Below are 13,238 nucleotides of genomic sequence, written 5' to 3' on the forward strand. Positions count from 1 at the left end.
CGCCGCGACCTACCGGCGTCGATGACTGGCTCTCGCGACAGCCTTGGTGATCGACACGTGGCTCAACGTGTCACAACGCACATCGTGCCGTGACCAACGCCATGCCGAATGAGCATCTGCCTCACAGCAAATGGGTATTGGCCCCCTTTCCGATGCTGTCCTTACGATCGCCGCACCACCTCTGCCCCCAGGAGTTCCCATGGCCACACGAAAAGCCACCTCTGCGCTGGTCGCGCTAGTTGGAGCGATAGCGACGACGACCGCGGTCCTTGGCCCGGTCACCTCGCCGGCCGCGGCAGCGACCACCGTTCCAGGGGACCCATTGACCGGCAGCGGCTCGACCGGACGGACCGTACTCACGTTCGCCGACCTCACGACCGGCACGAGCACAGCCCCCGTGGATGACGCTGCATTCGCAGTGCCCGCCCAAGCTGCACCTCCCTCGAACCAGTTCGAGGGCACCCTGACCCTGGCCAACCCGGCTATCAGCGGGGGCTTCAGCGAGATCGTCGACACCTACCGCCGCACGGCGAAGGCCGACAACGCCTGGAAGCACCTTCCGGCATTCACGACCAGCCTGGTGCAGACCGGCAGCCACCTGATCCCGATCAAGCGTGGCCTGACGATCACCGGCGGCACGACGTACAACCTCGTTGTCAGCCCGGGCCGCGCGTGGAACGAGAGCACCGACAACGGCAAGACGCGCGCGGCCATCCCATTCGCAATCATTGAACGCAACGCAAACTGCGTGCACAACGGGGTGCTCACGTTCCTCTTCAACGCCTCGTCGATCAGCAACGTGCGCTACCAGGTGACGCAGGAGACGTGCGCCTACCAGAAGTTCAACATGTGGGGACAGCTCAGCGCGACCTACACACCATCGGTATTGCCCAATGATGAACAGATCCGAAACGACTACGCCGCGGAGGTCAGCACCCGGCTTCCTACCAAGCCGCTCGCTGCCCTCGCGTCCGACTATCCGAGCGCAGGAGTCAACACCACCGCGTTTGGTACCGGCGTCACGCCCGCAGACATGACCAAGTACGGCGTGCTGGTCAATGGGGCCAACTACGTCTCAGGCTGTACGACCAGATTCGGTACTTACCCCTTCTGTGAAGAGATGGTGATGCCGTCGTACTCGACCGCCAAGTCCGCATTCGACGGCGTAGCCTTCATGCGCCTCGCGCAGCTGTACGGGACCTCGGTCAGGAACCAGATCGTCGGAAACCTGGTTCCGGAGACCGCCTCCGCCAGGGGGGAGTGGTCTGACGTGACCTTGGACAATGCCCTTGACATGGCGACCGGCAACTACAACCTCGCCGGCTACGAATCCGACGAGGACGGCCTGAAGATGTCGGACTTCTTCGTCGCCGAGACCTATGACGACAAGATCGACACAGCGCTGGTCTTTCCTCGTAAGGCGGTGCCCGGGACCAAGTGGATCTACCACTCCTCCGACGCGTTCATCACGGCCCGAGCGCAGGATGCCATCTTGAAGTCCCACCAAGGACCTGGGGCTGACATCTTCAACATGTTGCGCGACGACGTCCTGAAGCCGCTCCGGCTCTCGCCCGAGAGCTGGGCCTCCGTGAGGACCGACAACTCGGGGAGCGGCAAGCCGTTCGGAGGCTACGGAATGTTCTGGACTTCGGACAACATCGCCAAGATGGCCAAGCTGCTCAACAATGACAGCGGCCAGATCGGTGAAACCCAGGTGCTCTCCGCAGCGGCGCTCGACACCAGCATGCAGAAGAACGCGAGCGACAGAGGCCTGACAACCTCCGGATCCGTCCCGTTCAAGTACAACAACATGTTCTGGGCCAAGCAGTTCACCCCGGCTGACTACCCACAGCTCTCCTGCTCGTTCTGGACGCCGTTCATGTCCGGGTACGGCGGCATCACTGTGGCCATGGCGCCCAACGGCGCGACGTACTGGTACTTCTCCGACAACAGCGAGTTCTCCTGGGCCTCGGCCGTGATCGAGACCGGCAAGATCAACCCTCTGTGCTGAACCTCGCGGACGGGTGGGTGGCGTACTTCGGTTCGCTGTCCACCATTGCGGTTCGGTCCGCGGCGGCACTATCGGCCCGTGCCATAGCGTTGCTCGGTGAACCGCCGCAATTCCATGACGGCCGTCTCGATCTCCGTGGCGGCGTAATGCGCAGGGTCCCATGCGGCGTAGAGGGTCACGGTGAGTGGCTCCCCGTCGACCAAGATCTGTGCCTTCGACAAGCCGTAGCGCGGATCGTCGGAGGTCACGCACACGCCGCGACCCGCTGCAGCGAGCGCCTGGCCGAGGCGCGGCGCCCGGGCCTGTGCTACGACGTTATAGCTGAGCCCGCGTTTCGCAGCGGCCGCGTCGAAGGCACGTCGTACTGCGTGGCCAAGGTCGAGATGGATCAATGGATGCCGGGTGACCTCGGCGAGGTCCACGCTGGTATCCGTTGCCAGCACATGGTCCGGGGGAGCCTGCGCCCAGACCTCTACCTGGATGAGTACCTCTGCGAACAGAGAACCCGACGGTACCGAGCTGCCAATCCCGAAGTCGGCGTCACCGCGGGTGACGGCGCCGTACACGTCCTGCGGCAGCGTCTCCACCACGTTGGCCAACGAGGCCGGGCCGCCGGCCGCGATGAATGGCGCGACGAGGTCGTTGATGGTTGTGGTGGGACCGGCCAGGACCAGATCCGGGCTCGCGCCGGTCGCGATCGCCGCCACCATTGTCTGGGCCTGCGCGGCCCGGGCCACCAGGTCGCGGGCGATGGGCACGAACTCGCGCCCGGCGGCTGTGAGCACCAGCCGCTTGTCTGACCGGGTGAAAAGTTGCAGGTTGAGGTCCGACTCGAGTCGGCGCAACTGCCGGGAGAGGGAAGGCTGGGCGACAAAGAGCGCCTTGGACGCGGCGGTGACTGAACCGGTGTCCACGATCTCCAGAAAGTACCGCAGCAACCTCAGGTCCATCATGCCTCCCAGGCATCGACAAGGTAGAATGTAAGTATTGGACAGCATGGAAGCTGGCTCCCACAATGGCCGGAAGTCCATTTCTGCACAAGGAGATCCATGAATCGCCGTCGATTCTTCGCAGCCCTCATCTCGGCCGTGGGCCTGGCAGTAGTAGCAGCGTGCTCGGGTGGGAGCTCGGCGGGTGGTCCGGCAGGAGGCTCCGCGAATACGGCGGTCCTCACCGTCGCCTCGTCTGCGTCTGTCACCACATGGGACCCGATCAAGTCCTTCTCCACCGAGGCGATGTATCTGGGGAATCTGTACGAGCCGCTTCTCTGGAAGAACCCTTCTGGGAGCACGGACGAATACACCCCTGGTCTCGCCATCAGCTGGCAGGCCTCCGCCGACGGCCTGACCTGGACGTTCAAGATTCGTCAGGGCGTGACCTTCCACACCGGTGAGAAGGTCGACGCCGCTGCCGTCAAGGCGAGTCTGGAGGCTGCCAAGGAGCGCGGCGGCGCCTCGTTCATCTGGGCGCCGGTGAAGAAGATCGAAGCACCGGACCCGGCCACCGTTGTCTTCACGCTCAAGTACGCCGCACCCCTGGACCTGATTGCCTCATCGACCTATGGCGCATGGATCGTCGCGCCATCGGCGCTCGAGCCCGCCAAGAAGGACGACAAGTACTTCGAGAAGGGCGTCGACGCCGGCACCGGCCCCTACACTCTCGCGGCGTACACCCCCGGCAAGAAGGTCGTGTTGAAGAAGTACGACGGCTATTGGAACGCCAATGCCCGGGCGACATACAAGACGGTCGACATCGCGATCACGTCAGACGCAGTCACGGCACAGCAGATGCTCACTGCTGGTGAGGTGGCGTACTCCACCCAGATTCCGCTCGAGAACATCGCCTCCTTCAAGAAGAACCCTGACTTCACGGTCAAGGTCTCGAAGTCGCCGTTCGACTACCTGGCGATGTTCAACACCACCCGACCTCCGCTCGACAACCCGGTGGTGCGCCAGGCGCTGTCCTACGCGATGCCCTACAAGGACATCATCTCGGTGGGTGCCCAGGGCTACGGCACCCAGAGCCACGGCCCGGTCCCTGACGGAATCTTCCCGTACTCCGCCGACGTCCCCCAGTACACACAGGACCTCGACAAGGCCCGGCAGTTGCTCGCCGACGCCGGGCATCCTGGCGGAGGATTCGACCTGACTCTCACCTACGCGTCCGAGAACGCCGCCGAAGGGCGATTCGTGCCGCTGATCAAGGACGCCCTGGCGAAGGTCGGTGTCAACGTCAAGGTCAAGGCACAGCTCTTCAACCAGCAGTGGGAGGACGCCAAGTCGGATCCGAAGGGCGCTCAGGACATCTTTATCCTCTACTACTGGCCGACCTACAGCGACGCCGGTTCCGACAACATGTACTCCCTGTTCCACAGTGCCAAGAAGCCGTTCTTCAACATGAGCTACTGGGACAACGCGGCCTACGACCAGATCATCGACAAGGCCGCGACGTTTACCGCGACCGATCGTGAAAAGGCGCAGTCGATGTACCAGCAGGCCATGGGCATGCTCCACGAACAGGCACCTGCCGCATTTCTCTACGACGCCCAACAGGTCTCCGTCATCCCCCGCGTACTCAAGGTGCCGGCCTTCAACGAGAACTATCCTTTCACCACCTTCTTCTCGGGTTTTAGCCCCGCCTGACCGATAGCCGCATCATGGGTGCCGGCCTCCAGCTCCGGCCGGCACCCTGGGGCGTGCTGAACCCACTTGCGAGGAAGGAATCCATGACCAAGTACTTCGCGAAGCGGATCGCGACCTCCGGGGCGGTGATGTTGACTCTCACTTTCCTGACCTTCGTACTGGCCCGGGTCGTGCCGTCCGACCCGGCCGTCGTGTACGCCGGCCAGAAGGCAGACGCCGCGACCCTTGACCGCGTCAGGGAGCAGCTTGGTCTGGACCGACCGCTGCCCATCCAGTTCGTCGACTATGTCGGCGCCTTGTTGCGGGGCGATCTCGGTGACTCGCTCGCGACCAAACAACCAGTCCTTCCGGACATCGCCGGCCGGCTCCCCCCGACCCTTGAGCTCATCGCGGCCGCCATGCTCGTGGCGGCAGTGCTCGGCGTGGCGCTCGGGGTCATCGCGGCACGCCGGCCCGGGGGTGTCCTCGACGGACTCATCCGGATTCTGTGCATCGGCGGAATCTCGATGCCAGCCTTTTGGCTCGGGCTGCTCCTCCAGATGCTCTTCGTCGGGCAACTCGGGATGCTCCACGCCACCGGCGAGTTCAGCACCGTGCTCGCCTATTCCAACCCCGTCCGCACAGTGACGCACTTTCCCCTCCTCGACAGCATCCTCACCGGCAACTGGGCGGCGCTCGGCGACGGCCTGGAACACCTGGTGCTGCCCGCCGTCACCTTGGCGGCGTATCCGCTGGGCCTGATTGCGCGGATGACCCGGGCATCGATGCTCGACGCACTCGACCAGGACTACGCGCTCACGGCGCGCGCGTACGGGCTGAGCTCCAGCACGCTCACGTGGCGGCTGGCCCTGAAGAACGCGTTGTCGCCAACGTTGACCGTCCTGGGACTGTCGATCGCGTACACGCTGACGGGCACATTCTTCGTCGAGGTCGTCTTCAATTGGCCCGGGATCGGCCAATACGCCACCCAGGCGATGCTCGCGGTCGATTACCCGGTGATCATGGCGATCACGCTGCTGGGCGCGGCCGGGTACCTGGTCACCAACCTCGTCGTCGACCTGCTCCAGGCACGCATCGACCCCAGAGTCCGGAGCTGAGCCGATGACCGCAATTGAACTCGACGTCGCGACGATGCCAGTCGCGCAACCGCCCACCCGGGCTGCGTCGCTGCTGCGATCGCTACTGCGTGACCGGCTCGCCCTGGCTGGCATCGTGCTGATCGCCCTATTGGTCGCGGTGGCGATCTTCGCCCCATGGATCGCGCCCTACCCAGACCAGGGCCGTGGTGCCACAGACGTCGCTGCGGGCAACCTCGCACCGAGCGCGGCACACTGGTTCGGTACCGACGAGCTGGGTCGCGACATGCTGAGCAGGGTCATCATGGGCGCCCGGCCGGCCCTGACGATCTCGATCGCCGTGGTGCTCGTCGCGGCGGCGATCGGGGTGCCGCTCGGCGCGATCGCGGGCTACCGGGGCGGGTGGGTCGATGAGTTCCTCATGCGGCTCACCGAGCTGTTCCAGTCGTTCCCCCCGCTGCTCCTCGCCATGATCGTGGTGGCCCTGCTGGGGCCCGGGCTCACCAACATGGGTCTGGCCCTCGCCCTGTCGTGGTGGCCCTGGTACGCGCGACTGGTGCGGGGCGAGGCAAGGTCATTGCGCGAGCGACCGTTCGTCACGGCCGCTGAGGCAATCGGCGTGCCCGCCCGCACGATCCTGCGTCGGCACATCGTCCGGAACGCGCTGACGCCGGTGCTGATCCAAGCGACGGTCGACGTGGGCACGGTTGTCCTGGCGGCCGGTTCGCTCGCCTTCATCGGACTAGGCGCCCAGCCGCCAGCAGCTGACTGGGGGTTGATGGTCGCGCAGGGCCGCAGCCTGCTCTTCACCTCATGGTGGATCTCTACGTTCGCCGGCCTCGCGATCTTCCTCACGGTGCTCGCGTTCAACCTCCTGGGCGACGCCCTGCGCGACGTACTCGACCCGAGGAGGGTGAAGCGATGACGAACGACGCCCTGGTTGCTGTCCACAACCTCGAGGTGCAGTTCCTCGATCGAGGACGGGCCACGAACCGACCCCTACGCGGCATCGAGCTCGAGGTAGGGCGCGGTGAGATCCTCGGGATCGTCGGTGAGACCGGATGCGGAAAGTCCATCACCGGCCAGGCCATCCTCGGCGTCCTGCCCGCAGGTACACGCACGTCCGGACAGATCGTCTTCGACGGCGTCGATCAGCTCGTCCTGACAGAGAAGGAGCGAGCGCGCGGCCGCGGTGACGCGATCAGTATCGTCTTCCAGAACCCCGGTACCGCATTCAATCCGGTTTTCACGCTCGGGGCGCAGATGAGACTGGTCCTGCGGCGACATCGGAGCATCCGTGGCCGCGCAGCCAGCGAGCTGATCGAGCAGCGGCTCGCCGATGTGGGCCTGGCCGATACCCGCCGCGTGATGCTCGCCTACCCTCACGAACTCTCGGGCGGGATGCTGCAACGCGCGATGATCGCGATGGCCCTCTTGTGCGAGCCGAAACTGCTCATACTCGACGAGCCCACCACCGCTCTCGACGTCACCATCTCTCGCCAGATTCTCCTGTTGATCGTCGACCTACAGCGGACCTTGGGATTCAGCGTGCTCCTGATCACCCACGATCTCGGTGTGGTCGGAGCAACCTGCGATCGGGTCGCGGTGCTGTACGCCGGGCGCGTCGTCGAGTCGGGTCCGACCGCCACGGTTCTCCGCAGCCCGATGCATCCCTACACTCGTGGCCTCATCGCCGCGCTGCCGACTGGCACGCGTCGGCGCCTGGAGGCGATTCCTGGTCATGTCCCCGCCAACCTGATGGCGATCCAGGGCTGCGCGTTCGCCGACCGCTGCTACGCGGTCGCGGAGACTTGCCGTCGTACCGACCCGCACCTCCTGCCGGTGAGCGCGGCGCACGAGACGGCCTGTCTACGGAGCGGTGACCTGTGAGCGCGCTGATCGCCACCGACGAGCTGGTGCACGACTTCCGGTCACGCCGGTCGTCCCACACCGCGCTCGACCACGTCTCGGTGACCGTGCGCACCGGCTCGTCGCTGGGGGTGATCGGCGAGTCCGGGTCAGGCAAGACCACGCTCGTGCGCTGCATGCTGGGCCTGATCAGGCCGACGAGCGGCTCGATCACCTTCGACAGCACCGAGGTCACCCGGATGTCGCCGGCTGAGCTGCGGGCGATGCGACGGCGGATCGGCATGGTCTTCCAGAATCCCGTCCAGGCCCTCAATCCGCGGATGACCGCGGCGGACAGCGTCGCTGAACCACTGCGCCTGCATGCCCGCGCCCGAGGAGCCGAGCTCCGGCGCAAGGTCGACGAGGTGCTCGACGCAGTCGGACTAGCGTCGGCCCTCCGCGACCGTCTGCCACACCAGCTCTCCGGCGGGCAGTGCCAGCGGGTCGGGATCGCTCGTGCGCTGGCCACCGAACCGGAGCTGCTCATTCTGGACGAGCCGACCTCGGCTCTCGACGTGTCGGTCCAGGCCCAGATCCTCAATCTGCTCACTGACTTACGCGCCGAACGCAACCTGACCTTCGTCATGGTCTCGCACGACCTCGACGTCGTGCGCTACCTGGCTGAGTCCGTCGTCGTGATGTTGCGAGGCCGGGTCGTCGAGGAGGGCCCGACGGAAGCCGTGCTCTCCGACCCAAAACACGAGTACACCCAGACGCTGGTCGCAGCCAGCCCCACCCTGCAGAGCGAGAACCTCCGGTCCGCTCTGGAGAACCGAGAGGATGTCGTCAAGTGAACTGCCGACCCGGCTACGCCCTGGACAAGACGCCCGCGCCCGGCCAGGTCAACCTGACAAACTGGCAGGACCCACCCTGGAACGCATGGGGTTTCAGCCACATCACCGAGCTCGTCCCGACGGCCGTGATATCACGCGACACCTCGGCGGCCGCCACAGAACCGCGCCCCCTGGACTGGATCGACATCGCCAAGCTCCACCATCAGATCGACGCAACCCACACCCGCGCACTCGTCGTGCTCGCGGACGGTCGACTGGTGGGGGAGTGGTATGGCGAGGGCATGACGGCCTCTTCGAAGCACACACTGATGTCAGTATCGAAGAGCCTGTGCGGCCTACTTTTTGGCCGGCTGATCGGGCAAGGCCTCATGGCCGAAGACGCGCGGATCGGCGCCCTCGTTCCGCGACTGAAGGACTCAGCCTTCGGTGAGGCCACCATCCGCCAAGCGCTCGACATGCAGGTCTCCGTCGACTACGACGAGACCTACCACGACCCGCAGGCTCATGTCGCCCAGCAGGATCGGGTGGCCGGCTGGCGTCCTCGTAACAGTGACGATCCGGCCGACACCTACGAGTTCCTGACAGGCCTACGAGCCGCCGGTCAGCACGGGCGGCAGTTGCAGTACTGCTCTGCCACGACCGATGCGCTCGCGTGGGTTGTGGAGTCGGTCACCGGCGCCCGCTACCACGAGGTCCTCTCTGCCGAACTTTGGTCCAGGGTTGCCCCCGAGTCCGATGCAGTCATCACCGTCGACAAAGGCGGCTTCGCATTCGCCAACGGAGGCATCGCCTGCACGGCGCGCGACCTGGCTCGGATCGGTCAACTGATGCTCGACCGCGGGGCAGTCGATGGCCGCCAAGTTGTACCCGAGGCGTGGGTTGAGTCCACCCTCGCCGGCGGGAGCCTCGAGGCAGCGACGGGCAGTGCCTTCCAAGCGGTGCACCCTGGCGGTAGCTACCTCAACCAGTGGTGGGTGACCGGAGACTCGCAAGGCGCGGTCTACGGAGCCGGTATCCATGGTCAGTATCTGTGGGTTGACCCGAGCGCCCGGGTCGTAATCGCCAAGTTCGCGGCCCAGCCGGAGGCCTTCTCGCCTTCAGCGTTGGAGCGCAACAGCGAGTTTCTGCGCTGGTTGGTGGCCTGCTCCCTGACCCGATGAAGGGTGCTAGCACAAACGAAATGCGGGGCACCCCGCCAGCGGGGCACTCCTCAGAGGAGACCATCACCGCGATCAGCAGGAGCAGCATCGGGATGACGATGTCCGCAGACCGGCGGTGTTGGCGGCCGACACAAGCGTGGTGTTTCAGGATGTGCATGATCGTCCCCAATCACTTGGTGCCAGTGGCCACCCGCGCCCATCATTGACGCCTCCGAGTTCGACTCTCGTCGCTCACGCCGACCATCACGGTCGGTCGCGAATCGCCCTTTCCCGACGATGGATTCGTCAGCGGTCATGCCTCGATCGTGACCGAACGTTTGTGAGGGTCCATCCCAATGACCACTGGTGATGCGGTGCCTTCCACGCTGCCCTCCGAACTCGAACCTGATGGGGTTGTCGAGCGGGAAGGGCAACGCTACTTCGAGCTAGGGCAAACCCCTCTTGAGCCACTCCCGCCCTGGCGACGTCTGGGGATGCACAGGCCAAATGAGAGCCACACCGAGGTGAGTAGCCGAAAAGAGAGCGACAACCCGAACGTCTAGACCGAGCCTCGTCAGAACCCAGCCATGACGTCAATGAAACAAGTAGCCGAGATGCGGACCTACGGGAAGGCTGAGAGAACGGCTCGGGGCGATCGAGGGCAGCAACGGCGCTGGCCACCCACTGGCCCAGCGACTGTTGGCGGCCTGCGAGCACCGCCCGGGGGCCGCCCTGTGCGACATCGGCCACAATCGCAAGCCGACGCCCGCGACGCCCACTCCATCGCCTTCGTCGCGGTCCGGACCAAGACGCTGCGTGTCCGCCGCCCCATGGTGGGCCCGAGTCTCTGCGGATGCTGTGTGACCTCCGGGAGAGGCGCACCCAGTTGCGGGTCCAGACGGTGAGCAGGCTGCAACGAGTAGCTCCCCGGATGGGCCAGAAGGACCTTGTCCTTTCATGAGCTAAATGCCCTGGGGCGCAACGGGGAAGTCAGGCGGCAGAAGGCTCGCCGCGTCCGCGTCGGCAATGATCGTAGCGTTTTCATGTAGTTGCACGAGGGATGCAGGACAGCGTGCCGACACAGGGCCGGTTAGGGCGTCACGCAGGGCGTGTGCCTTCGAGATTCCCGACGCGATGAGGAGGAGCCGGCGCGCCCTGGAGATTGTCCCGAGCCCTTGGGATAGGGCGAAATGGGGGACCAGTTCCGGGGCGGGGAAGAAGCGAGCATTGGCCTGGCGGGTGGAGTCAGTGAGGCGAACGACTCTGGTGCATGATCCGAAAGAGCTATCGCTTACGAACTCGTGTCGGCAATGGCGGTTGCGATGGCGCGATAGACCCTCGATCCACCCTTGAGCGATCGAGGGCGCCAACCCGCCAAGATCCTGATCCGCGAGGTCTTGAACGACTGGCAAAGGGGGCACGTCGGCGTGGAGCTCACGCCCGATGAGGTCGATGTGTGCATCAACGTGAGGGCTCACGACGTGAAGCACTTCCTGCACTCCTCCACAGCGAGAGAGCTCAGCAACCTGCTCTTGGCGAAGATCGAGCCATGGAACGAAGTGGCGATCGCACAAGGTCACCAGCCGGCCCTACTTGGGCGAGCGCCAACAGGTGCAAGCGCCATGGCCAGGACAGGGCGTCGTCCTGCTGCACGCGCTCGACACAGACAAACACATACAGTCCCAAGGGTTTCGGCACGTCTTCACCCCGGTCATGCCGCCGCTTGACCGCTAACCGAGGAGCAGTGCGATAGCGGTCAGGCTTGCTGGTCCTTATCGGGGTCCTTCTTGGCGGCCGACAGCACTAGTAGCCAAGCAAGGACAACACCGTGTCCGTCTGTTGAAAATGAGGATGGCCACAAATGAGTGCCTACTTGTCAGCTAGCCCTGATGTGTCACCCACCCACGCCTTCAGCAGCTCCGCCTTTGCGAACCGCCCGCGCCTGGCTCGCAATTGGGTGGGCCGTTTCGGGGCACGTCGTCCAGGGTCGGCTGGTTGCGTCTGGTCGGGTTGCCGTCACTCTGCCTTCGCATGACGATTTGCAAACCTTCGATGCGCGAGAACGTTGACGCGCCAAGTGTGCTCGAGGAAGCCTCACGCTGTGACGCCACGATGGACATGGCTGTCCTACTGCTGTCAGACGGCCGGGAGCAAGAGAGACCGACGGCCTCGCAAGGCGCTGACCTGCGGTTTTGGTGGCCAGGGGCGGGGTCGAACCGCCGACCTTCCGATTTTCAGGTGTCGGCCATCATGGTCGGATGTCTCAAGGGGACAGTCGCCCAGTGCCGTTGGCTATCCGTGGTCCCGGATCCGATGGTTGCGTATGACAGCGTTGCTGTCAGGGCTGCTGTCAGCGCTCATAGTCTCGCAGCTGCTTAGCGTGCACGGGGTTCACGTGCGATCAATTGGACCAGACTTGGGGTGGTCCGGATCGACCGTCGGCGTCCCTGTGTATTCGAGCTCTGGTCAAAAGCATCAGCGGGAAACGGCGTCCGCGGGGTAGGTCAGCCGTTGCTGGCGCTGGGCTGGCCGCGTGTTCCGCTGCTATTGGACCTATCGCCCTTGCCTGGGTGCGATCGAGCCACTTCGGACCGGTCCGGTGGTCCCGCGCACGATCAAGCTGGGCGACAGCACGACCTCCCCACTGGCAGGCAAGTTTCGATCCTCTACACGCTGGACTGCTTTTCCTACCGCCTGCGTTGTCAAGTGGTGGACGTCTTGCCCCACCGATGTGAGGTTGACGTGTGACATCTGGGACAGCTGGCTGTTGTCGTATCCAATGACCGAAACGTCGTCAGGAATCCTGACGCCGGCTCGGGTGAAGGCATCTATCAGCGCGGTCGCAGCCGTGTCATGGTACGGAATGATCGCGGTAGGGATGTCGCCAGCAGCAAGCAGGCGGTGAGCCGCCTCCCACCCGGCCTCGGCGGTGCGGTCGCCGCGCTGCACGCGAGCGGCAAGACCCAGGGCTCGGGCGGCTCCCCTAAAGGCCCGGCGACGGTCCGATGGGAGCTGGCCAGACCCCCCGTCGATGTGAAGGACCTCCCTGTGCCCCAGCTGGGCGAGGTGACCAAGCGCCAAGCGCATGCCAGCCGCCTCTGACGTCCGGACGACGTCCAGGTTCGTCTTTGGCACGCGACGGCCAATCAAGACAACAGGGACCCGAGAGTCCAGCTCCTCCAGTCGTTCTGCCGGCCAGCCAGAGGACAACAGGATGACGGCGTCGCAGCGGTACCCCAGAAGCGTGGCGATTGCCTCCTCCTCGCTGCGTCCTGGCACCTGAGCACTCAGTACTAGTTCGTAGCCGGCCGCCGTCGCCGCCTCGTAGAGGCCTTCGATGAGGTCAATCTGGAACGGGCGGCGAGTGTCGAAGGCGGCCCCGAGCAGGCGGGTCCGAAGCACAGCAAGCGACTGGGCTCGGGTGTCCGGTCGATACCCAAGGCGGTGTGCGGCTTCCAAAACCCGTTCCCGCGCTTCGGCACTGGGCCCAGGCTCGTTGCGGATTACCAAGGATGCCAACGACCTCGAGACCCCCGCTGATGCTGCGACGTCTTTGAGGCGCGCCTCTGACTGCCGCGGGTCCCTGCCCATAAGCCCCCTCCAAAGAAACGTTCTAACAAACTCTTGACGCTATCCGACGGCCAGAGCATACTCGGTGACGCAGCACT

At 64.9% G+C, this 13,238-nt stretch carries 9 protein-coding genes; 7 read left to right on the top strand and 2 right to left on the bottom strand.

Annotation, left to right across the window (positions count from 1 at the left end; translation table 11 throughout):
* Positions 1 to 199: 199 nt before the first annotated feature.
* The gene (locus ACXJKD_RS13645) at positions 200 to 2,011 is read left to right on the top strand and encodes a hypothetical protein (protein WP_457255156.1); all 1,812 of its coding nucleotides are present in this window, start codon (positions 200 to 202) and stop codon (positions 2,009 to 2,011) included.
* A gap of 68 nt (positions 2,012 to 2,079) precedes the next feature.
* On the opposite strand, the gene ACXJKD_RS13650 is transcribed toward ACXJKD_RS13645, so the two are convergent.
* Complete coding sequence (locus tag ACXJKD_RS13650) at positions 2,080 to 2,964, bottom strand: LysR family transcriptional regulator (protein WP_457255157.1); 885 nt, start codon at positions 2,962 to 2,964, stop codon at positions 2,080 to 2,082.
* A gap of 135 nt (positions 2,965 to 3,099) precedes the next feature.
* Here ACXJKD_RS13650 and ACXJKD_RS13655 point away from each other — a divergent pair, with 135 nt between their 5' ends.
* The 6 genes from ACXJKD_RS13655 to ACXJKD_RS13680 all read left to right on the top strand — a co-directional run bounded on the left by ACXJKD_RS13655 (position 3,100) and on the right by ACXJKD_RS13680 (position 9,591).
* On the top strand, positions 3,100 to 4,653 hold the full coding sequence (locus tag ACXJKD_RS13655) for an ABC transporter substrate-binding protein (RefSeq protein ID WP_457255158.1): 1,554 nt from the start codon (positions 3,100 to 3,102) through the stop codon (positions 4,651 to 4,653).
* Positions 4,654 to 4,736: 83 nt separating this feature from the next.
* Complete coding sequence (locus ACXJKD_RS13660) at positions 4,737 to 5,750, top strand: ABC transporter permease (RefSeq protein WP_457255159.1); 1,014 nt, start codon at positions 4,737 to 4,739, stop codon at positions 5,748 to 5,750.
* A 4-nt stretch (positions 5,751 to 5,754) separates the two neighbouring features.
* Positions 5,755 to 6,654, top strand: coding sequence for an ABC transporter permease (locus ACXJKD_RS13665; RefSeq protein ID WP_457255160.1), 900 nt, complete (start codon positions 5,755 to 5,757; stop codon positions 6,652 to 6,654).
* Positions 6,651 to 7,619: an ABC transporter ATP-binding protein gene (locus ACXJKD_RS13670; protein ID WP_457255161.1), complete on the top strand. Its 969-nt coding sequence runs from the start codon at positions 6,651 to 6,653 to the stop codon at positions 7,617 to 7,619. The genes ACXJKD_RS13665 and ACXJKD_RS13670 overlap by 4 nt, the downstream gene beginning before the upstream one ends.
* Positions 7,616 to 8,431, top strand: coding sequence for an ABC transporter ATP-binding protein (locus tag ACXJKD_RS13675; protein WP_457255162.1), 816 nt, complete (start codon positions 7,616 to 7,618; stop codon positions 8,429 to 8,431). Before ACXJKD_RS13670 ends, ACXJKD_RS13675 begins: the two co-directional genes overlap by 4 nt.
* Positions 8,428 to 9,591 (top strand): serine hydrolase domain-containing protein, encoded by a 1,164-nt coding sequence (locus tag ACXJKD_RS13680; RefSeq protein ID WP_457255163.1) that lies wholly within the window; start codon positions 8,428 to 8,430, stop codon positions 9,589 to 9,591. The genes ACXJKD_RS13675 and ACXJKD_RS13680 overlap by 4 nt, the downstream gene beginning before the upstream one ends.
* 2,532 nt (positions 9,592 to 12,123) lie before the next feature.
* Here the strand turns inward: ACXJKD_RS13680 and ACXJKD_RS13685 are convergent.
* Positions 12,124 to 13,161 (bottom strand): LacI family DNA-binding transcriptional regulator, encoded by a 1,038-nt coding sequence (locus ACXJKD_RS13685; RefSeq protein ID WP_457255164.1) that lies wholly within the window; start codon positions 13,159 to 13,161, stop codon positions 12,124 to 12,126.
* Positions 13,162 to 13,238 lie beyond the last annotated feature (77 nt).

The organism is Pedococcus sp. P5_B7, from assembly GCF_054049895.1.

Coding starts and splice junctions, on each gene's coding strand:
- ACXJKD_RS13685 (WP_457255164.1), bottom strand. CDS start 13,161: ATGGGCAGGGACCCGCGGCAGTCAGAGGCGCGCCTCAAAGACGTCGCA.
- ACXJKD_RS13660 (WP_457255159.1), top strand. CDS start 4,737: ATGACCAAGTACTTCGCGAAGCGGATCGCGACCTCCGGGGCGGTGATG.
- ACXJKD_RS13650 (WP_457255157.1), bottom strand. CDS start 2,964: ATGATGGACCTGAGGTTGCTGCGGTACTTTCTGGAGATCGTGGACACC.
- ACXJKD_RS13665 (WP_457255160.1), top strand. CDS start 5,755: ATGACCGCAATTGAACTCGACGTCGCGACGATGCCAGTCGCGCAACCG.
- ACXJKD_RS13670 (WP_457255161.1), top strand. CDS start 6,651: ATGACGAACGACGCCCTGGTTGCTGTCCACAACCTCGAGGTGCAGTTC.
- ACXJKD_RS13645 (WP_457255156.1), top strand. CDS start 200: ATGGCCACACGAAAAGCCACCTCTGCGCTGGTCGCGCTAGTTGGAGCG.